The sequence below is a fragment of the Arthrobacter sp. 05T423 genome, assembly GCF_056396245.1.
Genome location: NZ_JBFTLC010000018.1, coordinates 29,645 through 55,623, shown reverse-complemented (window position 1 = coordinate 55,623; position 25,979 = coordinate 29,645). Strand labels below are relative to the sequence as shown.

The following is a 25,979-nucleotide window of genomic DNA, read 5'->3' as shown; positions in this document are numbered from 1 at the left end:
TACGTGAAACGGAGCTAGCTGCTCGCGCCGGAGGCGATGACGCCGGCACCAAGGGCGGCGATGATGCCGCTGCTGACGCGTTCGACGCCGGTGCTCACCTTGGGGCGCCGCAGCCACCCCATCGCTTTGTAAGCGACGAGCGCCACGGCGGCCAGGTAGGCGAACCCGATGACCGCTTCCACTGAGCCGAGGATCATCGCGGTGCCCATGGTGTCGCCGCCCTGCGGGATGAACTGCGGGACCACCGCCAGGTAGAACAGGCCAACTTTGGGGTTGAGCAGCGTGGACAGTGCTCCCGCGCCCAGGCCGGCGAGCTTGCTGTACCGAAGCGCGCCTCCTTCTTTGCCGCCCTCCACGCCGTCCTTGGCGGCTTTCCGCGTCTTCAGGAACGAGGAAATGCCGAGGTACAGCAGGTAGAGGCCGCCCGCGATCTTGAGCCAGCGGAACACCTCCGCGGACTGTTCCAGGATCGCTGCCAGTCCGACGCCCACCAGGGCTGCCCACGCGATGGCGGCAACCGCCGAGCCCGCCGCAGCCGCAATCCCTGCGCTGGGCCGGTTCAACGCGATGCGCAGCACCAGGAACGTGTCCGGTCCGGGCGTGAGGGACAGTATGAGGCACAGTCCGGCGAAGGCGGCGAGCGAGGCGAGGGTCATGAGGACGATTATCCTTGAAGTGCTTCCCCACGAAAAGTCGCGTACCTGCGGCCCAAGTCCGTGCGTGCTGGTGGATCTGCGCTGAGCTGTTAACGGCAGAAGCGGTCTCCGCAGGCGCGCGGAGACCGCTTCCCTTATTGATTCCGCAGGACCGGTGGTGAGATCGGCCCCGCGGAAACAAACTTTTTGCGCCGCGGCTCGTCCGCTACGCGGGACTACTTATGACCCGGGTACTTGGGCTGGTTGTGCTTGCCCCAATTGCGGTCATGGCCCTTGTGGTCCTTACCGTGCCGGTCGTAACCGTGGTGGTCGTAGCCATGCCGATCGTAACCATGGTGGTCGTAGCCATGCCGATCGTAACCATGGTGGTCGTAGCCATGCCGATCGTAGCCGTGCCGGTCATAGCCATGCCGGTCATAGCCCTGGCGGTCGCAACCATGCCGGTCATAGCCATGCCGGTCATAGCCATGCCGGTCGTAACCGTGCCGGTCGTAACCTTGGCGGTCGTATCCGTCCTTGTCGTAGCCGTGGCTGTCGTACTTACTGTGCTGGGAGGACGAATAGCCCTGGGTCGTAGCCCCGGTGTCCGCCGAAGCGGCTCCGGCCGTGAGTGCCACGCCACCAAGGGTCAGGCCTGCGGCCAGAACAGTGGTGCTGATAACGCGAGATGCTGTATTCATGGAAACTGTTCCTAGCGAAAGTTATTGATAAGAAAACGCAGGGCAGAAAGGGTGTGCGTCATTGCGGCGTGCGTCATTTAGGCGCAGTTATCCTTTGGGCGTTGTCTGCGTTTGTTTATCCAAGCTTGCTAACGGCATCGCTGGCGCTCAATTACGCGCACTTCAACGCCGCACTTGGATATTTTTCCCATGCCCCCATCAAGCGTCAGGCGATAAGATCAAGCCCGCCGTTTTGAAGAGCAATGGTTGCGAGTGAGCACGATCGCGTGCCCGGCGGGGTCTCAGATCAAGAGCATTGGACTCGTTGATACTGACCGAATCCAATGGGGTTGAACGGTACCCCCGCCTTCGGTTTTATTGGGTGAAACCGGCGGTGGGGATTACCCACAGATGAATGCTAAACCTGAGAACGAACGCCGTAAGTTCGCATTCTTCATTCTTTTGCTTTAATTGTGACCGCACTTCATCGTCCAGGATGAAGGGTACGGGATGAGAGGGTACGGATTGGTTTTGTGTTTTTCCGTACCGAGGCTCCCCAGCTGGCCTTGCCGCGACTTATGCCCCTGTGGCTAGAGGACTTCGGGATTTACCTACCCTAAGGCAACAATCAACTCGGGCGCACCTTAAATGGCTACTCGAATTTCGGCCTCGCCCACTACTTGGTTACCCGTACGCGCAGGCATCTGCGTACTGGCCACTGGTGACGGACCCAGAAAAGGTGGCCAAATGCATTGAGGCAAGCAGGCAACCACGGAGCCGTCCAGACGGCGGCGGCGCGTTCAGCAGCGACCTAGCCGCCGCTGCCGCTGCCTGGGTAGCTCCAGGTCGGTCAGAGCCTGCGCCCTGACCGGACCTGTGCCGATGCCGCATCCGGTTCGGCTTCTGCGACGGTTGCGGCCCTGACCGACTCGGCAAGAGTCCTGTCATTGCGCGAGATGATGTAGTGCACCGCGGCAGCAAGAATTGCCCCGACGAACCAGGAAAAGGCGGAGAGGGCGGCAAAGATCGGAGTGAGCGCAACAACTACCGCGGGGACGGCCGAGACGAGGAACGAGACGACGGCTTTGGGGTTCCAGCCGCCCGAGTACGTGTAGTACCCCTGCTCAGTGAATAGGTCGGGAACCAGCACATGCTGCCTGCGGAGCACGTAGTAGTCGGTCATGATGATCCCGAAAAGAGGACCCAGCAACGCACCCAGCCCGCCCAGGAAGAGGTTGATCACCACCGGGCTGTTAAACAGGTTCCAGGGCGTGATGACCAGGGCGACCATTGCCGCGATCAGGCCGCCGCGCCTGAAGTCGATTCGTGAGGGCCACACGTTCGCCAGGTCGTAGGCCGGCGAGACGAAGTTGGCCACCACGTTGATTCCCAACGTCGCGATGGCGAAGGTGACTGCGCCGAGCAGAAGGGCCCAGATGCTGTCGATCCGTCCCACGATCTCGACCGGATCGTAGATGTGCTCACCGTAGACCTTGAACGTTCCGGCGGTGACCACCACGGAGACCACGGAGAAGGCGATGAAGTTCACCGGCAACCCCCACAGGTTCGCCGTGCGGACCGCCCTGCGGGACGGCGCGAAGCGGGAGAAGTCGCAGAAGTTCAGCATCAGCGTGGAGAAGTAGGTCACGGTCAGCGCGACGGCGGCAAAGAAGGCATGCACGGTGCCCCACTGCGCAGTTCCTCCCGGCAGGTCCAGGGACACGTTCCCGCCCGCCCTGATCAGGATGTAAATGACCAGGAGGCCCATCACAACCCAGACTGCCGGACCGGCCCAGTCCTGGAATCTCCTGATGGTCTCCATGCCGTTTCGAAGCAGCAGCAGCTGAAGCGACCACATCAGCAGGAAGGCGAGCCAGCCGAGGGTGGATTCACCCAGGAAGTTGTTTTGCGTCAGTCCCTTCAGATCGGGCCAGATCTTCAGCGCGATGATGATGACGGCGCGGGAAGCGAGCCACGTCTGGATGCCGTACCAGGCGATGGCCACCAGCGCCCGGATCAGGGCCGGCAGGTTGGCGCCGAACGTTCCAAACGAGACCCGCGCGAGCACCGGGTACGGGACGCCGGTCTTTTGCCCCGCGTAGCCGGAGAAATTCATCAGGAAGAAAACAAGGATGATCCCCACAACCAGTGCGAGGAAAACCTGCCATGCCCCGAGGCCCAAGGCGAAGAGGCCGGCGGCGAAGGTGTAACCGCCCAGGGAATGGATGTCGGACATCCACATCGCGAACAGGGAATAGGTACCCCACGTGCGGTGCTCGGCCGGCGCGAGGTCCTTGTTGTACAGGCGCGCACTGGCTCCGGGAGGAATCGTGTGAGTCACGGAATCCTCACCTCCCAACTTCCACATTCTGAAATTAATACTCTGAATGGTTTACAGAAGGGCATCTGTGAGTGCTAATATACTCCGTTTTGTTCCATGGACCGGCGGCGCGGCCGGACGCTCTGATTCACCGCGGCAGTCACAGGATTGGCCTGACCCTGCAGGCCAATGTAACGTTTGTATCACCGGTTGGCGCACACGCCCGCGAAAACATCTGGTTTCCGCTTCGTGTGGTAAGTCCCGTTTCGCACCCCCGAAGAGGATTTTGTTCCCATGCGCAGGAAATCTCTGCTGTCTGTTGCCATGCTCTCGGTTCTGCTTGCCACGTCGGCGTGTACGGCAGGAACCTCCGCTGTGGGATCATTCCCTCGGCCCGCAGGCTCCGCGGGCGCAGCCTTCACGGGTGCAGGCGCCGGCGGCAGCTCCAGTGCCGGAGCTGGTTCCGGCAAGGGGCCGCAAATCGGGGTATCACAGTGGAATGCGGCCGAGGCCGCCAAGACCGCCAACACCGAGGCCACGGCAGCTGCACCAGCGGCCAGGAGCAAACCGGCTGCAGCCGAGGTCAGGTCAGTCGAGGGCAACGCCGGGGCAGCCGCCAAGGCTGGCGCCGCTCAATCCGCGGCAGCCAAGGGGGCATCCGCGGCAATAGCCGAGAAAGCAAGCAAAACCACTGCAGCTAAGAAGGCTGCAAAGGCCGCTGCAGCCGCGAAGGCCGACGCAGCCAAGAAGATCGCGGTTCCGGTTCCGGCAAAGACACCGCCGGTGGGCGCCCACGGCCTGAAGCATGTCACGCCCATCCCTGTTGATCCCAAAGGGGCACCTGCTCCCCTGCAGTCGGCATCTCCGGAAAAGACAGACAGGAAGGCTTTAAACGTCCCTCCCGGCACGCGGTTCCACCTGCCTGACGCCTTCTCCTACTTCGAGGTCGGGGACACCTGTGGCGACGGTGACCATCATGGGGACCGCTCCTGCCACGACGGCCATGATGCACACGGAACAGACTCCACGCCGTCAGTCGATGCTTGGCTCGACGGCCCGAGCCTGGATGGGGACGGCTCCAACGGCTGAGCCGTGAAATAGTGGCGGGATGATCAACCAGCAACGACTGTGGGACGAAGACGCTGCGGCGCAGTACGACACACCAGGGGAGGGAATGTTCTCCCCCGAGGTGCTGGGCCCCACGGTGGAGGTCCTGTCAGAGCTCGCGCGCGGCGGCTCGGCCGTGGAGTTCGCCATTGGCACGGGCCGCGTCGCCATCCCACTTTCAGCGGCCGGAGTCCGGGTCAGCGGTATCGAACTGTCGCACGCGATGATCTCCCGCCTGCGGGAAAAAGTCGGGGAGGACAAAATTCCCGTGGTGCAGGGCGACATGGCGGAGGCCTCGGCCGGGGCTGGCTTCTCGCTCGCGTTCCTGGTGTTTAACACGATCTCGAACCTTTTGACGCAGGACGAGCAGGTCCGGTGTTTCCACAACGCGGCCCGCCACCTTGCCCCCGACGGCCGCTTCGTCGTCGAACTTTGGGTGCCGCAACTGCGATCGCTGCCACCGGGGCACGGCGGAACGGTGGAGGTTAACGAACCCGGCTATCTCCTGGTGGATACCTATGACGTGCTAAACCAGCACGTCATTTCCCACCATGTGCGGTTCGGCACGGAAATCTCGGACGGGCGGGATGCGCGGATCGGACGGACACCTCACCGGTACATCTGGCCCAGCGAGCTCGACCTCATGGCACGGCTGGCCGGGTTCGAGCTGGAATCCAGGTGGGCGGACTGGAACCGCAGCGAATTCGGAGCCGAATCCCGCAGCCACGTGTCCGTGTACCGCCTCACCGCCCGCTGAGCCTGGAGCCGGCGCTGCCTCAGAAGGACCTGAGGACGCGTTGGGTTAAAAGCCGCAGGACGTGAGAGAGCGTCCGCCGAAATGCGGCAGGTACAGATAGAGCGTCGGTCAGAAAGCGGCAGGAAGTGAGAGAGCGTCCGGGTGGAGGCTTAGTCCCAGCCGCTGCCGGCAGCTGTCCGGCCGGAGAACCCGCCCAGCCCGTTGCCCCGGTAGAGCCAGAGCGCGCCGTTGGTGTCCACGGCCAGGACGTCAGCTTTGGCGTCGCCGCTGTAGTCGCCGCGGGCGGTGATGGCGGTCATGGAGTTCCAGCCGCTGCCCACCTGGACCCTGCTGCCGAATCCCCCGCGTCCGTTGCCGGGGTAGCGCCACAGGACGCCGGCAGCGTCGCGCGCCAGCAGGTCGGCCTTGCGGTCGCCGGTCAGGTCGCCGGGGCCGACGACGGCGGTCATGGAGTTCCAGCCCGAGCCCACCTTGACGCGGGCCAGCCAGGCACCGCGGCCGTTGCCCGGGTACAGCCAGAGGACGCCCGTGGTGTCGCGGGCCAGGACGTCGGCTTTCCCGTCGCCGTTGAAGTCACCGGGGCCCACAATGGCCGTGAACCCGTTCCAGCCCGAGCCCACCTTCACGCGGGCCAGCCAGGCGCCGCGTCCGTTGCCCGGGTACAGCCAGAGCACCCCGGAGCCGTCGCGGGCCAGGAGGTCCACGTGGCCGTCGCCGTTGAAGTCGCCCGGAGCCACGAGCGAGGTGAAGCCGTTCCAGCCGGAGCCCACCTGCTGCCGGGCCAGCCAGCCGCCGCGGCCGTTGCCCGGGTAGAGCCACAGGAAGCCCGAGTTCTCCCGGGCCAGGACGTCGGCCTTGCCGTCGCCGGTGAAGTCGCCCGTGGCGAGGACCGTGCTGAAGTGCAGCACGGCGCTGGCGGCGTCCAGCCGGCCGGCGCCGCAGCCCTGCGGGCAGCCGCCGGTCATGGGCCGTGCGGTGCGCTTAAGGCGGGCTTCGACGGCGGCCGGTGTCGCCGTCGGGCCCATCTGGGCCATGAGCAGCGCAGCCGCGCCGGACACGTGCGGTGCCGCGAAGGAGGTGCCTTCGGACCAGTAATAGTTGGTACCTGCCGCGTCAGTGGCCGTCGTTTCGCCGTCGTTCTCCGTAGAGAGGATGCCGTTGGGGTCGCCGCTGCTCGTATCGTCGGGGGAAGTCGGCGTCATGTCACCGCCGGGGGCGGTGATGTCAACGCCGGGACCGAAGTTGGAGTACGGCGCCAAGGCGCCGCTGCGGCCGCTCGCGGCGACGCTGATGACGTTCTTGCAGTTGGCGGGGGTGGAGTCAGAGGCCTGTGCCATTTCGTTGCCGGCCGCCGCCACCACAACCGATCCCCTGGCCGTGGCGGTGTCGATGGCATCTTGAAAGGTTTGAGGGCATGGTTCCGTGCCGCCAAGGCTCAGGTTGATGACGCGGGCAGGATTGAGGTTAAGCGGGGCGTCGGCCACCGGCGCCCCGGAAGCCCAGAGGATGGCGTCGGCGATGTCCGACACCTGGCCACCACACGGCCCCAGCACACGCACCGGGAGGATCTTGGCTCCGGGCGCCACACCGGCCATGCCCACGCCGTTGCCGGTGGCTGCCGCAATGATGCCGGCCACGTGCGTGCCGTGCCAGGAGGAGAACGGCGATCCCGGCGTTCCGTCGCCGCACTGGCCATCGGCCGACCAGTCACCCGGGTCCGTGGCGTCGGCGTCGCGACCATCATGGTCGCCGGACATGGCTGGGTCGGCGATCATGTCATAGCCGTCCAGAACGTTCTCGTCCAAGTCAACGTGGCTGGTTATGCCGGTGTCGATGACGGCCACCACCTGGCCAGTGCCCTTGGTCACGTCCCAGGCCCGGGTGACGCCGATGCCGCCCGTCTCCTGGGACAGATTCCACTGGTCACCGAACGCCGGATCATCCGGATTGGCCACCTTGGCCTGCAGCCTAAAGTCGGGCTCCGCATACGCGACGGCGGGATCGGCGCGCAGGGAGGCGAGCATCTTCTCGGCGTCGCCGTCGCCCAGCTCCTTGCTGGTGCGCACCACGCGGGCCCCGCTGGCCGTGGCGCGGACGTCCTTGGCGGTGGCCCCGAGCTTGGCGGCGGCCCGGCTGAAGGACTGGGCGCGGAGCGCGGAGCCGGCGCGGTCGGAGTCCTTGAACTTCACGATGAACTGGTCCGTGGGCGCGGTGGCCACCGACGGCCGGCGAGGGACGGACGGAAACGAGTCGGCCGGCGTCGGGGTTACGGGGCCGCCAGCCGCCGAAGCGGCGGGCGCTATGAGGGCGGACGCCACCAGGCCGGCGATGCCGGCGGACATGATGGCAGCGGAGAAGCGTGTTCGGCGCGTAAGAGACATCGAGACCATCCTGTGCGGCGCCGCTCAGCCACTGGTGCCGCGACGCAGTTATGAGGCGCGGCCCCCGCCGCGTTGAAGTTGAGTCTAGCGGCAGCGGCGCCGGGCACGGTATCAGGTGACCGTGCCCGCAGAAATAGTTATGCGAGCGCCACCTGGTTACCAACCTCTCCCCAGGCGTTCCGGCGGGAGTGGCAGGCCGTCAGTGGGTGAGTGCCAGCCAAACGACGGCCGCCGTCACCGCGGCCAGGGCTCCCAGTCCTGCGTAGGAAAGCGCCTGCAGCCGGCGATTCCTGGCCTCGCGCCGATGAAGACGGTCAAAATTCGGGTTCCCCATGGCCCAAAGCTATGTGGGAATTCTGGGATTTACCTAGGAAAAGATCTGTGGATCCTACTTGCGCACCAGAGTCTTCTCGGGCTGGGGAGTGTCCGCCACCGGGCCGCCGCGTGAGCTCCTGTTCCGGAGCCGCGCCTCGATGGGGCGTTCGAAGAGGGTGTAGGCGGCGCCGGCAAGCGGGATGGACACCGCAATTCCGACGACGGCGAACACGGCTCGTGCGGTCAGCGTCTCCGGGCCGAGTTCCAAGGCGGTCCGCAGCACGAGCTCGTGGACCAGGTAGAGGGCGAAGGACCACTCCCCCAGTTTCACCATGGCCGGGGCGCTGGCGAAGGTGGGGCGGCCGCCGCTGAGGTCGCGGTTAGCGAAGGCCGCAATCAGGAGGGCGAAGCCCGGGATGCAGAGGGCGCCCGCCAGCGGCCCAGCGGTATGCCACGTCGCGATGCCATCGACGACTTCGAGAATGAGGAAGGAAGCAACGGCGGCGGCAGCACCGACGCCGACGCCGAACCGGGGCTTCCAGCCTTTCCTCATGGCGATGGCCAGGCACACACCCACAATGAACTCCGCGATCCTGAACGCGGGGAACGTATAGAACAGGGCTCCCCAGTCGAAACCGGGCACGACGCCGAGCAGGATGGATATGAGAGAGACAGCGGCGACGAAAACCGTGGCGCCGGTGCGGAAAAGCTTCCGCGGGTCAAGCCGTGACAGCCGTACCGCCAGGAACGGGAACACGGCATAGAAGAACGCTTCGCAGGAGAGCGACCAGGACACCCCGTTGTAGGCGTAGACCCAGTGCTGGTCGCCGAGCCAGCCCTGAACGAGGAAAAGCGAGGCCAAGAGCCGGGGAACCGACTGGTCCCCTTGGGTGACCAGGGCCAGAACGAGGGCGGCAACGGCCGTGAGCGCGTGCAGCGGCCAGATCCGGGCGAAGCGGCGCCAGTAGAACTGCCGTTTGGAGGTGCCGGGATTCATGGACCACGCGAGCACGAAACCGGACAGCATAAAGAAAAACGTCACACCCGTCTGTCCCATGGACACGAGCTGATACATCTCGGGCACCAGCGTCACTGACGCGTGATACAGGACAACGAGCATGGCGGCTATGAACCGCAGTCCTGTCAAAGAATCCAGCCGGGCGCGCGAAACGTTCATCCTTCACTCCATGTACGACGGCGATGAACGGCCCAGTCTACCGGGGGGAACCGAGTGGCTTCCCAGGGCGGCGACGAGCCGGCAAGGGCGTGCCCGCGGAGAGGAGTAGGGCTAGCGCAGGAATCCGGCCCTAGTGCCGGGACCTGTGCCGGATAATCACGGCAGAAATACCGCCTGCTGCAACCAAGGATCCGAGCATTCCTGCCAGTGCTGATGCGTATTCGAAGATAGTCATCGCGGCCACACCTTCCAGTTGTGTTCCGGCGACACTACCCGGACGAATCGGGCCGCTCGGAGAAGGAATCCAGCGTGTTAGGTCAAGATTTGGAAACGCGGTCCGCCCCAGGCAATTGGGCATGAGCAGCAGCCATGCCCACCGCCGGAAGAAACCTACCGGTACCCGTCCACAATCGCGGCAGCGATCTCCTTATAAGCGCGACGCGTCTCGGGCTTCAGGTGGTCGAGGGTCACCAGGTCACCGTCGGCCACCCCCCTGTCGTGAGGTACGGCGATGAGCTCGCGGCACATTCCGGCCAGATGCTCCTCGATCGCGTCCTTGTCCACGCGGTTGGAGACCTCGTCCTTGTCGGTGATGACTACGATCGCGTTGCGCGCCAGGTCCTCGTAGCCGTGGCCGGCGAGCCACTGCAGGGTGCTGCGAGCACGCTTGGCGCCACTCACCGCGTAGCCGGCGGCGATGATCAGATTGTCCGCGGACTGCAGGATGCCACTCATGGCGTTGTGGGTCACGCCGGTGCCGCAGTCCGTCAACGCCACTGAATAGTAGCTGGAGATGAGCTTGCGGATCCGCAGGTACTCCTCGGCAGTGAGCGAGTCGGACACCTCAGGGTCCTGCTCCCCGGCGATGAGGTGCAGCCGGCCCGAATGGTGCATATAACGCGATAGCTCGGTGAGTGAGTTTACCGAGTCTATGTGCTTGAGCAGGTCCGTGATGGTCCGGGGTGTGGCCTTCTGGTAGATACCTTCGCCGAGTGCGCGCTCCACGAGGTCGCCAGAGTCGGGATTCGCGTCGATGGCGCACGGCGGGTCGCCACGGAACTCAGCCAGGGTGAGGCCCACGCCCACCGTGGTGGAAGTCTTGCCGATGCCGCCCTTGAGGCTGAGCACGGCGGTGTTGAAGCTGCCCTGTAGCTGGCGTGAGATCCGGCGGGCGAGCTCGTCCTCTTCCCGCTCGAGTGCGCTGGGGCCAAGATTCCAGGAACCTCCGGTGGCCCGGTACAGGAAACCCCGGAAGCCCTTCTTCGGGCGGGGCTTCTGCTCGCGGACGAACGACGTCGGCAGAGCTGTGGCGTCCGCCGCCGGCGCCTCAGTCTCCGGGATGCTTTCCGGAACGCGCGCAGGCGGCGCCCCCGCCGGCTGGCGGAGCGGTGTCGGCGGCGCATCTGGAGCGGGCGGAGTGTCAGACAGCGCGTCCGCTACCGCGGCCGCCTCCGCCCAGGAGGAGCTGCGGATGGGACGGGCCGGTGCGGTGGGCTCAGGTGTCACGGCGGGGAAGGTTCCTGTCCAAGCGTCGGAGCCGTCGGCATTGTGACGGCGGGAACGGCGGCGACGAAGCTCGGGCTGCTCCTCGTCAATATCGGCCTCGGCTAATCGGTTATCCGCTGGTTCAGGCATGATTCAGTCCCCCTGGACTCGTAGCGGCGTCCCGCTGCGGTGGTCGATTGGCTTGGTTCAAGCATCATTCTAATTGCCCACAGAGGACCACTTGGCCAGCAGCGCTGAAGCGGACCTTCGAACCACCAGAATGCTGCTTTTTCAGCTGTGGGTGAGAGCCGCCACCACAACAGCGGCGGTGATCACCAGCAGGATGCCCAGAGCCACGTAGCCCCACCACTTAGGCCTGCTGCGGTGCGGGTTGATGTCGACGTACGGCACGGCTACTTCAGCCGTCCCGGAGCCGGCGCGGCTGCCGCCGGGGCAACGGCCTTTCGCTTGAGCCGGAGCATCCAGTAGAAGCCCGAGAACGGAATCAACAGGCCACCCAGCAGAACGGACAGCGCGATAACAAAATCAGTGAAAGCCACGGTTGAGACCTCCGTAAGCGGCAGCTCCCTCATGCCACCAAAGCGACTATGCTCTGGGTACAGCAAGGGTGCCGGGAATGGACCCCATTTTTGGGTCGTTCGCCAGCCTACTTAGCAGTTAAGAGCGCTGTCCAATCGGACACGCCCATTCACTGCAACCAGTATTCAACTATTACGCTTCGCGCGCTTCCCCCTATCGCCGGAGAGCCAGCATCACCACCACCACAGTCGCCACCGCCAGAGCCGCGAGCCCGACGCAGGACAGCATCCGGAGCTGACGGCGGCGCACTTCCCGCCGCGAGTCCCGGCCGTACCGGCCTCCCCCACGGAATCCCATGACGGCGACCCTACGGAGGGAAACTCAAGGAAAGCGCAAGCAAACCTCAAGGTTTCATCAAGATCTTCGAGCTTCCGTACCGACCCAGGCTTAGATGCCGTCGCCGCGATGAGTGGCTGCGTTATGGCCGCGCAGCCTCCGCCGCAGGCGCTGCGGAGGCTGGCCGTCGCTGGCGTGGCGGCCCGAAAGCGGCGGCAGGGACTCCACAGGCAGGCCGGCTACGGCTGCTCTGGAGGAATTCTTCACATGGGGCATGTCTTGCTGGTCCAGCCAGGACCGCTCGGACAACGGGTCATCGGCAACTATGTTCTGCTCGATGAAGTGGCGGATGGCTGTGCTGATTCCGGTCTTCATGACCCAAACCTAGGATCGACCGGACGCGCCTCCCAGCGTAATCATTACCTGTCTTTCCGGCCGTCCGTTACCCGGAAGCAGAGAGTACTCGGTTCAGTGCTGAGGCCGTGTCTCCTGAAGCCGCTTGATAAACCAGCGCGACTGCTCCGGCCCGTACGGCAAGACCGGGATGGCCTTGGTGGCATCGGCAGGGGTGTCACGGATGGATTGTCGGGCCTGACGCACTGCCGTGGTCATTGTGTCAGCCATGGTCTTAACGAACCGGTCGCTGCAGGGTTCGCCGTGCCCGGGGACCAAGAACTCGTAGCGGTGGCGCAGAGCGGATAGATGCCGCAGCGCGTCGGCCCACTCTTCCGGATAGGAGTCCTCGAAGGACGGGTGCGAGCCCTGCTCCACCAGGTCGCCTGCGTAGAGCGTCGTGGTTGTGCCGACCAGGAGATCGCCATCGGTGTGTCCGCGACCCAAGTAGAAGAGCGTCACGGACTGCCCACCGAGGTCCACCAGGACCGGCTGGTCGCGGACGATCGCGTTGGGTACGACGAGTTCCACGTTCTCGCCCTCGCCAGCAGCCATCTGGGGCTCCAGCCCAGTCACGGCGGCGCGCTGTGCATCCCCGTTTTCGCCGATCTCCTCGGCGCAGTTCTCATGTGCCCAGAACTCGGTGGATCCCGCTTCTGCGAACACGGCGTTGCCGAAGAAGTGGTCGTAGTGCGCGTGGGTGTTAACTACGACTACAGGGAGCCGGGTCTTCTCCCGTACGGCATCCAGGATTTCCCGGCCCTGCCGCGGCCCGCACCCGGTGTCGATCACCATGGCCCGTTCCGTCCCGATGATGAGCCCGGTGTTGAGCTTCGATCCTTCGGTCACCAGCACATAGTTGTCCGTGCCGACGTCGAGCCATCGTGACATGTTTTCTCCGTACCTCCGAGGATACCTGCGTTAGTCTGGCCTCGATTCTATCTAACTGGCTGGGATTATCAGGGAAGCGGTAACCGATCCGGGCCTTCGGAGATACATGTGGCCGGCCCTGGGCCGCACAGCCTTGATCCTGCCGAAACCTTGAGCCTCTCCACGCTGATATGTAGATCTGGTTGTCAAGAGCGCCTGGATGCGCGGCTCCTGGGTTTGGGGCCCGCGCATCGTGTACCGACCTATTGTGATGCCGTGGGGGCTTGTGGCGAGTCGTTTTCGACTGCGGTGTCAGGCTGACATTCGCGCGGTGGTTACCGCATGACGATTTGTTCGGCTGGAGCGTATCGGTGTCAAGAATCGAGCGTCGGCGCCTAGGCGACGTCTGCTCATAGCGTGTAACTCGAGTTAGCTCCGGGTGCTGCCACCGCCCGCTCCGATCACGTTCGGCGGGCACGTTCGGATCAGGCCGCGTTCGTGCGCGCTCCTTGCTGGAGCGGCGCGGCCAGAGACCAGCACCAGCCGGCGAGTTCGTGCGCGATCGCGGTGTTGGCCTTCACCGACATCTTGCGGCGTTCATCGAAGTGTTCCCACTTGCGGTGCAGCCGGTGGTTCCCTTCCAGGGCCCGGATGCGGGTTGCCGGTGCGACGAGATCAAACCAGCGCAGCAGGCGTTCCCGGGCCGGGCATTTCCGAGAGTCCGAACGCAGTCGTCATCTGGACGCCCCGCAGGCACATCAGCGCGTCGATCACCTGGGCGTAGCGGCAGAGCGCTGCCGTGGCGGCCACCTGTTTGTCGATGCGGGTCAGATGCGCGGCAAGCAGCTCGGCCTGCTCCACATCGGCCGTCGTAAGTGAACTGCAGCGCCGGTTCGTCAAAGCGTTGGCCGTGCAGCCATAGGCGGTGTTCGTGCGTCCATCTGCTGTCCTTGGGATAGCGGATGCCGTGCCCGAGGAGGACGGCGTTGACGTGCTGGCGGGCATGCGAAAGATCCTTCGCCGCGCCGGAGCGCAGCCGGGACAGGCCCCGCAGGGCTTCCTCGTCAGGGTCCGGAATGCGGACCTCGGTGACGGAACCGACGGCGAGCATCTCTGCCAAAACACGTGCGTCCCGCCGGTCGGTTTTCACCCCGTCCCCGGGTGCACGCAGCAGCTTCGAGGACGCCGCGACACAGTTGATGCCAGCGGCCCGCAGGTGCCGGGCCAGGACAAACCCTGACGGACCTCAAAACGACCTTGACGGGCGGCTCGAACCGCCGGACCCACTCCAGGACCAGGGCCGGGTCAGCGGCCATCGTATGGAGACTGAATTCACCAGTGCCGCGTTCAGCGCATGACCGACCACATTGGCCGCGTGAACATCCAGACCAAAGAAAGTATGCTCAAACATTGCCGGGACCTCCCAAACCTCACATGTGGCACAACCATTGCACCCCCAAGAGCCGTGCAGGCCACGGGCACCGCTAATGCAACCCACGGACCCTGTGAAACAGAAGGGCCCGGCCCCCGTGCTCCTGCCTAAACCTGCCCGTCCGGGATAAGGGACATGACCGCCGGCAACAGGTCCAGCAGCGCCCATCCCCTCTCCGGGCCGATGAATCACATCATGCCGGCGCTGCAGGACCGGCTGGCGATAATGGACCGCCCGGGGCCAGGTAACCCGCTTCACTACATATCGTCTGATATGTACAGGGCAAGGACGCAGCGCGGCGTCCCGGTTGACGGCTGACTCGTCCACGGACATGACGGCAGGAGCGGAGAAATTCATCGGTTGGTGACCTCGGATACAAATGAGACCAACAACCCGGGAGACTCTTGCGGTCTGGAATTCGTTTCCTGAGTACTCTCCCGAGGAGGGGCGGCTCGGACTTGTCGCCACTTATGTACGTCACCTTCGTTTCGTATCGACCGCGCTCGTTGCCAGCTCCGTCCTGCACACGAATACTCGAAAAGAGATCATGAGGACGTCCTCGGTTGCCACGAAAAATTCGAGTCCAAGCATCAACCGGACGGACTGACACCTCCGACGCTTGGTAGGACGGCTGCAATAAAGCGGCCAAGGGGCTGGAGTCCTGCCCGAGGCAGTTAAGAGAGGGGGCGCCAGCGCCGTCATCGCCACAGCATCAGCTTTGACCACGTTCACGTGGTCGCGAATACCCTCCCTGTATTGGCCTCCGTCGTCCCCTCGACGACAGAGGCCTCCCCGCCCGCGCCACTGCTTTCACCAAAGCCATTGCAGCCCTCGGCGCGAGACATTGGCGCATGAAACCCCGCAGCCCCTGCCAAGACGGCAAGGTCGAGCGGCAACGGCACCCAGCAGGAAGGTTCCAACTACCACCGCTGCAACGACGGCGCCCTCGAAGGACGGCCACCCACCAGCACATGTACCACGTTCGGCTGAAGTACAGCTAGGGCAAGTCCTTGGGCAGTGCAGAATTGATTCTTTTCGCCAAGAGCTCGTAGCCGGCATCATTCGGATGTACACCGTCGGGACCGATCAGATCGCGTCGACCGGTGAAGGGCTGGCCAATATCGACGTACTGGCCACCAACCCTTGTTACCGCCGCTCTAACCTGCTGTCCAATCGAGGACAATCCTACTGGAGGAGGGTCGTCATCCCACAGCGGGCTTAGGGCAATGATCCTAGTGCCCGGCAGCAATTTGCGGAGGTCAGTGAACGTCCGAGCGATTCCAGCCGCAACTTCTGCTCCAGGGGTTGCGCTGCTTAAGTCGCTACGACCACCCGAAACTATGACTAGACTCGTCTCAGCGTTGGATACACGTTCCGCAAATGCCGATACGCGGTCAGCATAGGACTTCCCACCGTCTACTTGTCCCGCCGTGCCGTATCCGGTGCCTCCGTAGCCGCCATTGATTTCGGCCCAGCCGCGTTTTGACGAGACCAATGCCGTCCACCGCCTATTTCCGACGGACGACCCGATGCCAGCCGCATACGAGTCCCCGAGGAAGCCCGCTAGTGTCTGGAAATCCCGCGTAGGCTCCGGCGCGGGTGTAAACGACGCAACCCGTCCAGACACGGGAGCAGGACCGGGAGTTATTAGCAGGGCCACTGCGGTCACAACCAACGCGATTACGGCCAACGCCGCCAACAATGCATACTTCCAGCGGCCCAAGAATCCCCCACCCAAAAGTCCAATACGGTTCCGCCCAATTCTATGTCTACGCCGCAGCGTCCACGGGACCGGTCACTTTGAGAGGCACAACGGCGTTCGATCCGACGTCAACTCAGCGCCCAGCCCACCGTCGATGCCCACTGTCACGCCAGATCGGAGAGGATGGAAACAGGGTTCTCGATAGCATTCGCAACGTAGCGCAGGAATCCACCCGCCGTGGCGCCGTCACAGACGCGGTGGTCGAAGGTCAGGGCCAGCTCGGTGACCTTGCGGACTGCGAGTTCGCCGTTCACCACCCACGGCCTGTCGATGATCCGGCCCACGCCCAGTATCGCAACCTCCGGATAGTTGATGATCGCTGCCGAACCGTCGACACCGAACACGCCATAGTTGTTCAGCGTGAAGGTGCCGCTGCCCAGCTCGGCTGGCGTCGCCTTGCCGTCGCGTACGACGGCGGTCAACCGACGGATCTCAGTGTCCAGTTCCCGCGCGCTGAGTTTGTCCGCGTTGGGGACGGCTGGGACCATCAGCCCACGGTCCGTCTGAGCGGCAAAGCCCAGGTTGACTCCATCGAAGACTACGATCTCCTGTTGCTCACTGCCCGCGGTGTCCCCTGTACTCACGATCCGAGTGTTCAGTTCGGGGTACTTTTTTAACCCGGCAGTGACAAAACGCGCGATGAAGGCTAGGAGGCCTGGCGTCTTGTTGGCGTCGGTCTTCCGGAGGGCAGCACGGAGCTCCACTAGAGCGGTCGCGTCCACGTCCACCCACACGGTTGCTTCGGGAATTTCGGAACGGCTTCGCGACATGTTGGCGGCGACGACTTTTCGCACGCCCCGGATCGGAGTGCGGCTTGCGATGCCGAGCCCGGTGCGGAGGTCGATGGCGCCACCGGTCGAGCTTGCCGGGGCCCTGGTTTCGACAGGCTCAGCCACCGACTTGGTGATCGCGGCTTCGACGTCGCGGCGCATGATCAGCCCGCTGTCGCCAGATCCCTGGAGGTGCCCGAGATCAACTCCATGTTCCTTGGCCATTCGCCGCACCAGCGGTGAGATGACCGCCCCGAGTTTGCCCGGGACGCGCGTGCGCAGGAGAAGAAGATCGTCGGTGGAGGAGGTGAGTTTGGTTGCGGCGACCTGGGTTTCGACTGGCTCAACCGGCGGAGTGCGGGTTGAGCCTCGCTCAATCAGCGTGGACGACCGCCTTGCCCTCGTCCGACGGGTCTGACCCTGTCCATCTGGTGTTCCGTAGCCGATGAGGACGTTTCCGGATCCTGCTTTTTCTTCCGTGCGGTAGGTCCCGGCAGCCTCGGTCTCCGCGGGATTGATCTCGACAGGCCCGACCTGCTTTTTAGGGGTCTCGACAAGCTCGACCGGCGACCCGGCGGGAGTCACGGAGATCAGGGGCTTGCCGACGTCCAGGGTCTGGCCGGGCTCTCCGTGCAGTTCGGCAACGGTGCCGGCGTACGGGGATGGGACCTCTACTACCGACTTGGCAGTCTCCACTTCCGCGATGGGCTGGTCCACCCGGATCTCGTCGCCCACGGCCACAAGCCAATTCACGAGTTCAGCTTCGGTCAGGCCTTCGCCGAGGTCGGGCAGGAGGAACACTTTGGCATCGGTCATCTGATCAGTCTTCCCACTGGAGGGCGTCAACGGCGTCGAGTATGCGGTCCACGCCGGGCAGGTAGTAGCGCTCGAGTTTCGGTGCGGGATAGGGAACATCGAAGCCGGTGACGCGGCGGATGGGTGCAGCGAGGTGATGGAAGCAGCGTTCCTGGACGCGGGCCACGATTTCGGAGGACACCGACGCGAACCCATGCGCCTCGGCGATGACCACAGCCCGGCCGGTCTTCCGGACGGAGGCGGCCACGGTGTCGTCGTCGAACGGGACGATGGTGCGGATATCGATGACTTCGAGCGAACGCCCTTCTTCGGCGGCCGCGGCTGCGGCGACGAGGGCGGTCGGGACGGACGGTCCGTAGGCGATGAGCGTCGCATCGGTTCCGGAACGGGCGACAGCAGCGCGGCCCTCGGTGCCGGCCCCCGTTTTTCCTTCGTATTCGTCGCGCAACGCTTGCAGATCCACTAGGTCTTTAGACCAATACAGCTTCTTGGGCTCCATGAACATCACGGGGTCGTCCGAGTCGATGGCTTCCCGTAGCATGCGGTAGGCGTCGGCCACCGTGGCCGGCGTGTAGACCTTCAGCCCGGCGGTGTGCGCGTAATAGGACTCGGAGGAGTCGCAGTGGTGCTCCACTCCCCCGATGCCGCCAGCATAGGGAATACGGATGACCATGGGCAGCTTCACCCGACCCTTGGTGCGGTTGTGCATCTTGGCCACGTGGCTGACGATCTGCTCGAAAGCCGGGTAGGCGAAGGCGTCGAACTGCATCTCGATTACCGGCCGCATGCCGTTGATGGCCATACCCACGGCCATCCCAACGATGCCCGACTCAGCCAGCGGCGTGTCGAAGCAGCGCTGTTCACCGAAGGTTTTCATCAGTCCGTCGGTGATGCGGAAGACGCCGCCCAGCAAGCCGACGTCCTCGCCGAAGACGAGGACGGAGTCGTCCGCGTGCATGGCGTCCGCCATGGCGGTATTCAGCGCCTTGGCCATAGTGATCGGTTGTGGTCCGGCCGCCTCGGCGCCGGCCGCAGCGGAGACAGCAGCTCGGGCCGTGGCCTGGCTAAAGTTGCCGCTGGCATCGGAGGAGCTAGCGATGGTCGGGCTCATTCGGTGACCTCCGTATCGGATGCAGAGCCGGCAGCGTCACGGGCGAGCTCGTCGGCAAGCAGCGCCGACTGCTCGATTAGCTGCGGTGTCGGGATTGAGAAGACGTATTTGAACAGATCCTGTGCATCGATGGGAACGTCCTCGCCTAGACCGGCGCGGAGCTGCGCGGCAACCGCTTCCGCCTTTTCGGCGATCCGGCCTTCGCCGCCGTCGTCCAGCAGCGCCCTGTCCGTGAGGAACTTCCGCATTCGTATGATCGGATCCCTGGCCACCCACTGGGCAACCTCGCCGTCCTGACGGTAGCGGGTGGCATCGTCCGCGTTGGTGTGGGCCTGCATGCGGTAGGTATGCGCCTCGACCAGGAGAGGCCCGGAGCCTTCGCGGGCGAGCTTGACCGCGCGGTCCAGCACGGCGAGGAGCGCGACGACGTCGTTGCCGTCCACCCGCTCTCCGGCCATTCCGTATCCCACAGCCTTGTGCGCGAGCGACGGGGCGACGGACTGATGAGCCAGGGGCACGGAGATGGCGTATTGGTTGTTCTGAACGAAAAAAATGACGGGCAGATGGAAGACCGCGGCGAAGTTCAGGGCCTCGTGGAAATCACCCTCGCTGGTGGCGCCGTCGCCGCACATGGCAAGAACGACTGTGTCCTCGCCGCGCAGCTTGGCCGCGTGCGCGACGCCGACGGCGTGAAGCAGCTGCGTGGTGAGCGGTGTGCACTGGATCCCGACTTTATGCTCGAGGGGGTCATAGCCCCCGTGCCAGTCACCGCGGAAGATGGTCATGGCCTCGATCGGGTCCACACCGCGTGCCATGACGGCAACAGCGTCACGGTAGGTGGGAAACATCCAGTCGCCATCGGCGAGACAAAGTGCGGCAGCTGCCTGGCATGCCTCCTGGCCATGGCTGGAGGGATAGACGGCCATGCGGCCCTGACGGACCAGGGCGGAGTTCTGGTCATTGACCCGCCGTCCGACTACGAGCTGCTCGTAGGCCGCGAGGAGTTCCTCGTCGGCGGGTAGCGGATACTCGTGGCCCGGTTCGGCGCCCTGCTCGGAGTGGTGCTTCAGGTTGCCGTTCTGGTCCACCATCTGAATCTGATGGCGGGCCGGAAGCATGTAGTCCTCGGCGGTGATGCCGAACTTACGCGCGGTCTCGGCGGCTGCGCCGGGCAGTTGCGCGTCCTCGGTCTGCACTTCAGCGGGTTTGCCATGTGCAGTCTGCCCCGGCGCAGTGTGGTCTGCGGAGATCGTCATTGGTCCGTCCTTCTGTAGCCACTATTCGCTTTCAGTATGGTCCCGGACGATGTTTCGTATCCAGTCCGGTTAGGGATTGTGGAGAGCTTTGAGCGATTGGCCTAGCCTGAAAGACGAATCGTAAGTGTGAGGTGGATTACCGATGGGAGTACTAGACAAATGGCGCGAGCCGAAATGGAGAAGGGTGTGGTCCCGCTGGATGAAGTGGATCGGAACATCATCACGGAGCTGACGCGGGACGGGCGGATGTCGGTGACCCAAGTGGCCGACAACGTCCATATTTCGCGCGCGCACGCGTACACTCGGATTGCCAGGCTGACGGGCGAGGGCGTGCTGACCAAGTTCACGGCCCTGGTGGATCCGATAAAGGCGGGGCTGAAGTCGTCCGCCTATGTAACGCTGAAGGTGCGCCAGCATTCGTGGCGCGAGCTCCGGGAGCTTTTGCGCGCGATCCCAGAAGTGCACCACATTGCACTGGTGGGCGGGGACTTCGATGTCATCCTGCTGGTTCGCGCCGTCGACAACATCGATTTACGTCGGGTGATTTTTGATCACATCCAGCCCATGTCCGGGGTCTTGGATACCCGGACGTTTCTGGTGTTTGAGGATGTGGACACACGATAGTGCCGAGAAGCCAGACATCGACACCGGCCCCGCCTAATCACGGATGTCGGACAATCGTGAATCCGCAGGTACATCCGTGTCTACCTTTCAGCGTGCGAGGACCGGCATAAAACCGCCGTGAAGGAATCCACGAGCTACACCAACTAACATGGCGTCGAAAGGCTCTCAGCACACGCGCCGGGTACAATCAATGAGACCGCACGAATAATGCCGTTCTGGGGGCGTGCCAAATGGCGGCCCTCTGCACTCAATACAGGGGGACCCCGGTTTTGGATCTTCGCGATAGCTTGCGCACCCTGCGGCGCAATTGGATCTTGATCGTTGCAATGGCACTGGCGGGGATCTTAGCGGGTGGCCTGGCATCTGTTCTCACCAAGCCCACCTACACGGCCGAGACGCAACTCTTTGTGGCCATTCAGAGTTCAGGTTCCGTCCAAGAGTTGCAGCAGGGCAACACGTTCAGTCAGGCGCGCGTGCAGTCTTATGTCAAGACAGTGGACTCGCCGGTGGTGCTGCAGCCGGCAATCGACACCTTGGGGCTCGAGGTTACGGCCGCTGAACTCGCGAGCAAGGTTACGGCTAGCACAGAAGCAAACACCGTACTGATCAACATTTCGGTGGTTGACAACTCCCCGGTTCAGGCTGCAGCCATCGCTCAAGCTGTCGCCACCAGTTTGGTCAATGCTATTGACAAGCTAGAAAGGCCAAAGGCCGGCGGGACTTCGCCGGTCGCCCTTTCAATCATTAAACCCGCTACCGCCCCCGTTTCTCCGTCCTCACCCAATACACGCCTAAACCTAATCTTGGGCCTGATAGTTGGACTGACGCTGGGCTTTGCCTCGTCAGTGCTGCGGACAACTCTGGACAACCGAATCAGAGGTGAAAACGAGCTGCGGCATGTGACAGATGCGCCCATCCTCGGAGGCATCGCATTCGATCAGGACGCCACGAGAAAGCCGCTTCTGACGCAGACCGGACCGCAAAGTCCACGGGCGGAGTCCTTTCGTCAGTTGCGCACCAATTTGCAGTTCGCAAATGTTTCAGGGCGGGCCAAATCCGTACTGGTTACTTCATCACTTCCCAGTGAAGGCAAAAGCACGACGGCTACGAACCTGGCCATAGCTCTAGCTCAGGCTGGCCAGACCGTCTGCCTGATAGACGCTGACCTTCGTCGCCCGATGGTGAGTGAGTATTTGGGTTTGGATCGTAGTGCAGGACTCACGACGGCCCTTGTCGGATCGGCAGACGTGAATGATCTGCTCCAGCCTTGGGGCGAGGACAACCTCTACGTTCTGACGTCGGGCCAGATACCCCCGAATCCGAGCGAATTACTCGGTTCCGACGAAATGAAGCATCTAGTGTCGCGCCTAGAACAAGCCTTCGACACCATAATTATTGACGCCCCGCCTCTCCTGCCCGTTACAGATGCAGCCGTGCTCTCGCAACATGTTGGCGGCGTGTTGCTAGTTGTGGGTGTTCAAAGGCTCAAGCGGCACGATCTTGAAAAATCAGTCAACGCCCTCAATCTCGTTGGCGCTGAACTACTCGGTGTCGTACTGAACCGACTGCCCGTAAAGGGCCCGGACGCGTACGAATACTCGTACTACAGCAATGACTCTGAGTCCGATTTGGGTACCGGCGCTCAGTCAGTTCGCTCCCGGACCCGTAAGAAGGCCGCCGATGACGTCCAACCGCTGACCCATGCCAGTCCGCCTGGTGACTTGGCGGAAGCCGGGAGAGCGGCGCGAAGGTTTCCCCGCGACGACCGTTAGGTTCGGAACGACCGCTGTTCGTGAACATACCGGTTGATGCAGTTGACTGCTGCCCTCGGAACAGGATGACCTCGCGGCGTCCCCGAATCATCGGCACCTTTCGGCGTTTAGAAACCTTGAAGAGCTAATAGAGGAGTGCTTATGTATCATCGGCTTTTGGCGCCTGCGTCGGTAATCGACCGCTTTAGTCAGCAGGCGTACCGCAAGGTAAGTGCGTCGTTGCTGAGACGGTCAGGCATCGCCATCAATGGTTTGCCTCTATGGATCAGTCCAACGACTTTCTGGGACATATCCACTCCGGGCTCCATCGAACTTGGCGATCGCTGTGTCATCAGCCATTACGTCAAAATACTCACGCACGACTTCAGCCTTGATCGCGTCTCTGAACGCATAAGTGGGGACCACTCTACGGAGATTAAGCGCGTTGCCCCCGTAAGAATAGGGAACGCTGCCTTCGTAGGCTTGGGCGTCACGATTCTTCCGGGCGTCACGATCGGAGACGGCGCAATCATCGGCAGTGGGGCAGTGGTTACGCGCTCCGTCCCGGATGACGAAGTCTGGGCAGGAAATCCCGCTCGACGCATTTCCTCGACCGCGGAGTACTGGACGAAGAGCAACCACCTGTACACGCGCCAACCGAGGAGACCCTAGCGGCGATGACCCTGACATGGAACGAAATCGGTCCGGGCCGATCAGACCACCAGGTATTGGTGTGAAGCATGCAAACGTGTCCATCCACTTAGGCAAGCCAACAAAGGACGGCTAATCGATGAAAATAGTAGTAAGCGCCCCATCGAGCCACCCCGCCGTCCGATGGGTGTCGCACGGCTTGGTTGGCAGAGGGCACAGCGTGGATTTTGTCACGTCGTTCGCAGTCCCCGCTGACCAAGATGTCGACCAGCCATTCATAGTCCCCGCAATCCGCCGGGAGCTTGAACGGCGACGACTTCCGGGTGGCTTAGTACGTTCCAACGTTCACAACGCAGGCGTCGCTCACGATATATGTCGCGTTGTCCTCGAACGCACCGACAGACTCGGTCTCAACCTTGCTGTTCATAACAAGATGATCCTCCGGGTTCAAAAAGAAGCTATCCGAAGAATCCAGCGATCCAGGCCAGATTTTGTAATCGCGACCGGGTCGATGAACCCGATGCTGTCCGAATATTGTTTCGCAAACAACATCCCTTTGTTGGTGTATTTACCCCAGCCGGCAATGGGGCTGGTAAGGAAACTGGACCCAACGCAGGTAGATAAGATGCTGCCGGAGGAGCGTGTCAAGGCGTCTGAGTTGTTCAGCGCGACGCATTTTCTTGCGTCAAGCACATTCGTTGCGGAGTCCCTCCGAGATGCAGGTCTTCAGCAACCCATTATCCGTCGGTCACTGGGTTTTCCAGCAATTAGGGGCGGCGAACGAACACGACGATGGGCCGGTGAGGAGAGGTCGGGAGCGTTCCGAATAGTTTTTGCCGGACGTGCCAGTGAGCAGAAGGGTTTGCCTTACTTGCTGGATGGAATTCAGCAACTCAATGAGGCGGGAAAAAGGGTCGAGCTCTTGGCCATATCCCGCGATGTTGAAAAGCTGTCTCAAATGGTCCGCGAAAGGGGCCTCACGGCGCATGTTCGCGTCGTGCCACCAATGCCCCGTGGTGAACTATTTGAGAAGTTTCGTGACCAGGACTTGTTTGTTTTACCAAGCATCTTCGAAGGATACGGGTTAGTCATTGTTGAGGCATTGGCCAATGGTCTCCCTGTGCTCGCAACACCACTAACTGCCGCCTCAGACCTGGACGTTCATGACAAGTGTGGCTTTGTCATACCCGCAAAATCCTCCGACGCGATCGCGTCCTCTATAAGTCGTCTGATAGATTTCCCTGAATTACACAGAGCTTTCTCTGTGAAAGCCGCCGATAGTACTGCACAATTGGACTGGGAGTCATATGCGAAAATGGCTGCAAAGGACGTCGAAGCGGCCATGTCGGAATACCTACAGCGCAAAGAGGAATAACAATGGAGACCTTAGCTTCCGGTGCGCATCTAAGAGTTTCTTTGTCAGTCCCCTACCCCGAGGGGGCAATTCTTCAGCAGTCTCGATATCTATCCGCCATGTCCTTACTTGATGTCGCGATCACACCATCGCGTAAGGGCAATCGGATTGCTGCCAAAGCGGCTGCCCGGATTCCCAGGTTGAAAAATATAGCAGGACGGCTTGACCGAAGTCTCCCCGATTTGCCACAACTCGAAGAGGTTATGCCCTCCCTGGAACTCCGCCGTCTCGTTCACAGATTTTCAGGAAGCGGCGTGAACTTGGGAGTATTCCTTAACCGCTGGAAAGCCGAATTTGACCGCGTTGTCAGTCGTAGGATATCCGCGGAAACGTCAGTTGTCGTCGGCATGCCTGGCGCAAGCTTGGAGACTTTTACTAGGAACCAGCACTTAGTTCGAGTATTCCACGAAGTTGACTCGCACCCTGCCGTGCATAACGAATTACTTTTGCAAGCCTACCCAAAGAGATTGATTGCAGACTATCTTCATTCCCCGGACCACATTTCTCGCATAACTGCAGAAATCGAAGCGGCTGATTATGTCCTGAGCCCTTCCAATTTCGTTTCAAATCAGATGCGCGCTTACGGAAAATCTGATCGACACATCATTCAAGTCCCCTACGGCGTTGATTTGACTCACTTCAGGCCAGGTAATCAACCAAATGAGTCAGTCAAAATTGAGCTCATTTACGCGGGCCAGATGCGATACGGCAAGGGACTACCATTTCTATTTGCTGCCGTGCGCCGACTGCCCAATATTCGTTTGAGCCTAGTTGGCCCGACGGTGCATCCGGCGGTGCTGGAGGATTTGCCCGAGAACTGCAGGTACTTGGGCGTGATGTCGACCAATCGTCTCATTTCATATATGAATGAATCTGACGCCTTCGTGTATCCGAGCCTGGAAGATAACTTTGTTCTGGCAGTACCGGAAGCATTGGCTTGTGGTCTGCCGGTAATCGTCACTGATCATGTTGGAGCAGCCGAGTTCCTGTCCCCCGAGGAGGGACTCGTCGTCCCGGCAGCCAGTGCGAGTTCCCTAGCCAATGCAATCGGATCTCTCTCCAAGTTGACTGTTGAAGCTAGGCGTGCGCGGTCGGAATCTTTCCGTAATCGCGCCACGTCCCCAATCAATCGCCTTGGCTGTTCTTGGGAAGCCTATAGCGCCGAGGTTTGGTCTCAACTTAATGACTTGATCAGTCCGGAAAGCGCTAGCCCCGATTCTTCATAGAGGTGGGCGATGCGTGCTGCTTCGGGCTGGCGGGTTGCTCGGTGGTTGTTTTCTGTTTTCGAGCAGTGTAGTCTGGCCCGTTGGTTCGCCTGGGGGTCGGTGCCGGTTCCACTTCCGGTTGCACGGCTGGTCGACGGGACAGGGATGGGTGCGCGCGTGTCGCTTGCCCG

The 25,979-nt window shown here is 62.5% G+C and carries 23 protein-coding genes and 1 pseudogene; 7 read left to right on the top strand and 17 right to left on the bottom strand.

Going from position 1 to position 25,979, the window contains the following annotated elements; all coding sequences use genetic code 11:
- Window positions 1–14: 14 nt before the first annotated feature.
- From AC1DFE_RS14295 to AC1DFE_RS14285, 3 genes are all read right to left on the bottom strand, one after another.
- Complete coding sequence (locus AC1DFE_RS14295) at window positions 15–656, bottom strand: LysE family translocator (protein ID WP_476906530.1); 642 nt, start codon at window positions 654–656, stop codon at window positions 15–17.
- 215 nt (window positions 657–871) lie between these two features.
- Entirely contained in the window at window positions 872–1,336 is a 465-nt protein-coding gene (locus AC1DFE_RS14290) for a hypothetical protein (protein ID WP_476906529.1), read from the bottom strand.
- An 829-nt stretch (window positions 1,337–2,165) separates the two neighbouring features.
- On the bottom strand, window positions 2,166–3,656 hold the full coding sequence (locus AC1DFE_RS14285) for an NCS1 family nucleobase:cation symporter-1 (protein ID WP_476906528.1): 1,491 nt from the start codon (window positions 3,654–3,656) through the stop codon (window positions 2,166–2,168).
- 273 nt (window positions 3,657–3,929) lie between these two features.
- On the opposite strand from AC1DFE_RS14285, the gene AC1DFE_RS14280 reads away from it, so the two are divergent.
- Both AC1DFE_RS14280 and AC1DFE_RS14275 read left to right on the top strand, forming a co-directional pair.
- Entirely contained in the window at window positions 3,930–4,724 is a 795-nt protein-coding gene (locus tag AC1DFE_RS14280; RefSeq protein WP_476906527.1) for a hypothetical protein, read from the top strand.
- 19 nt (window positions 4,725–4,743) lie between these two features.
- A complete protein-coding gene (locus AC1DFE_RS14275; protein WP_476906526.1) occupies window positions 4,744–5,499 on the top strand; it encodes a class I SAM-dependent DNA methyltransferase in 756 nt (251 codons plus the stop codon).
- Between the two features lie 149 nt (window positions 5,500–5,648).
- On the opposite strand, the gene AC1DFE_RS14270 is transcribed toward AC1DFE_RS14275, so the two are convergent.
- The 14 genes and pseudogenes from AC1DFE_RS14270 to AC1DFE_RS14205 form a co-directional block, all read right to left on the bottom strand.
- On the bottom strand, window positions 5,649–7,880 hold the full coding sequence (locus tag AC1DFE_RS14270) for a S8 family serine peptidase (RefSeq protein ID WP_476906525.1): 2,232 nt from the start codon (window positions 7,878–7,880) through the stop codon (window positions 5,649–5,651).
- Between the two features lie 199 nt (window positions 7,881–8,079).
- Entirely contained in the window at window positions 8,080–8,214 is a 135-nt protein-coding gene (locus AC1DFE_RS14265) for a hypothetical protein (protein ID WP_476906524.1), read from the bottom strand.
- 54 nt (window positions 8,215–8,268) lie between these two features.
- On the bottom strand, window positions 8,269–9,372 hold the full coding sequence (locus tag AC1DFE_RS14260) for an acyltransferase family protein (RefSeq protein WP_476906523.1): 1,104 nt from the start codon (window positions 9,370–9,372) through the stop codon (window positions 8,269–8,271).
- A 390-nt stretch (window positions 9,373–9,762) separates the two neighbouring features.
- Window positions 9,763–11,007: a MinD/ParA family ATP-binding protein gene (locus tag AC1DFE_RS14255; RefSeq protein ID WP_476906522.1), complete on the bottom strand. Its 1,245-nt coding sequence runs from the start codon at window positions 11,005–11,007 to the stop codon at window positions 9,763–9,765.
- A 263-nt stretch (window positions 11,008–11,270) separates the two neighbouring features.
- Window positions 11,271–11,417 carry a hypothetical protein gene (locus tag AC1DFE_RS14250; RefSeq protein ID WP_476906521.1) on the bottom strand — a complete coding sequence of 49 codons (147 nt, stop codon included), beginning with the start codon at window positions 11,415–11,417 and terminating at the stop codon, window positions 11,271–11,273.
- A 193-nt stretch (window positions 11,418–11,610) separates the two neighbouring features.
- Complete coding sequence (locus AC1DFE_RS14245) at window positions 11,611–11,754, bottom strand: hypothetical protein (protein ID WP_476906520.1); 144 nt, start codon at window positions 11,752–11,754, stop codon at window positions 11,611–11,613.
- Window positions 11,755–11,844: 90 nt separating this feature from the next.
- A complete protein-coding gene (locus AC1DFE_RS14240) occupies window positions 11,845–12,108 on the bottom strand; it encodes a hypothetical protein (protein ID WP_476906519.1) in 264 nt (87 codons plus the stop codon).
- Between the two features lie 93 nt (window positions 12,109–12,201).
- Window positions 12,202–13,017, bottom strand: a complete 816-nt coding sequence (locus tag AC1DFE_RS14235) for an MBL fold metallo-hydrolase (RefSeq protein ID WP_476906518.1) — start codon at window positions 13,015–13,017, stop codon at window positions 12,202–12,204.
- A gap of 654 nt (window positions 13,018–13,671) precedes the next feature.
- Window positions 13,672–13,857 (bottom strand): hypothetical protein, encoded by a 186-nt coding sequence (locus AC1DFE_RS14230; protein WP_476906572.1) that lies wholly within the window; start codon window positions 13,855–13,857, stop codon window positions 13,672–13,674.
- A gap of 169 nt (window positions 13,858–14,026) precedes the next feature.
- Window positions 14,027–14,107: pseudogene (locus AC1DFE_RS14225) on the bottom strand (hypothetical protein); the annotation flags it as partial.
- Window positions 14,108–15,425: 1,318 nt separating this feature from the next.
- Entirely contained in the window at window positions 15,426–16,055 is a 630-nt protein-coding gene (locus tag AC1DFE_RS14220; protein ID WP_476906569.1) for an SGNH/GDSL hydrolase family protein, read from the bottom strand.
- Between the two features lie 239 nt (window positions 16,056–16,294).
- Window positions 16,295–17,776: a dihydrolipoamide acetyltransferase family protein gene (locus AC1DFE_RS14215; protein ID WP_476906517.1), complete on the bottom strand. Its 1,482-nt coding sequence runs from the start codon at window positions 17,774–17,776 to the stop codon at window positions 16,295–16,297.
- Window positions 17,777–17,780: 4 nt separating this feature from the next.
- Window positions 17,781–18,887, bottom strand: coding sequence for an alpha-ketoacid dehydrogenase subunit beta (locus tag AC1DFE_RS14210; RefSeq protein WP_476906516.1), 1,107 nt, complete (start codon window positions 18,885–18,887; stop codon window positions 17,781–17,783).
- Window positions 18,884–20,143, bottom strand: a complete 1,260-nt coding sequence (locus AC1DFE_RS14205) for a thiamine pyrophosphate-dependent enzyme (protein ID WP_476906515.1) — start codon at window positions 20,141–20,143, stop codon at window positions 18,884–18,886. The genes AC1DFE_RS14210 and AC1DFE_RS14205 overlap by 4 nt, the downstream gene beginning before the upstream one ends.
- A gap of 159 nt (window positions 20,144–20,302) precedes the next feature.
- On the opposite strand from AC1DFE_RS14205, the gene AC1DFE_RS14200 reads away from it, so the two are divergent.
- The 5 genes from AC1DFE_RS14200 (at window position 20,303) to AC1DFE_RS14180 (ending at window position 25,809) form a co-directional block, all read left to right on the top strand.
- Window positions 20,303–20,767 (top strand): Lrp/AsnC family transcriptional regulator, encoded by a 465-nt coding sequence (locus AC1DFE_RS14200; protein WP_476906514.1) that lies wholly within the window; start codon window positions 20,303–20,305, stop codon window positions 20,765–20,767.
- Between the two features lie 269 nt (window positions 20,768–21,036).
- Window positions 21,037–22,539, top strand: coding sequence for a tyrosine-protein kinase domain-containing protein (locus AC1DFE_RS14195; protein WP_476906513.1), 1,503 nt, complete (start codon window positions 21,037–21,039; stop codon window positions 22,537–22,539).
- A 141-nt stretch (window positions 22,540–22,680) separates the two neighbouring features.
- Complete coding sequence (locus tag AC1DFE_RS14190) at window positions 22,681–23,190, top strand: acyltransferase (RefSeq protein WP_476906512.1); 510 nt, start codon at window positions 22,681–22,683, stop codon at window positions 23,188–23,190.
- A gap of 118 nt (window positions 23,191–23,308) precedes the next feature.
- Entirely contained in the window at window positions 23,309–24,544 is a 1,236-nt protein-coding gene (locus AC1DFE_RS14185) for a glycosyltransferase family 4 protein (protein WP_476906511.1), read from the top strand.
- A 2-nt stretch (window positions 24,545–24,546) separates the two neighbouring features.
- Window positions 24,547–25,809, top strand: coding sequence for a glycosyltransferase family 4 protein (locus tag AC1DFE_RS14180; RefSeq protein ID WP_476906510.1), 1,263 nt, complete (start codon window positions 24,547–24,549; stop codon window positions 25,807–25,809).
- Window positions 25,810–25,979 lie beyond the last annotated feature (170 nt).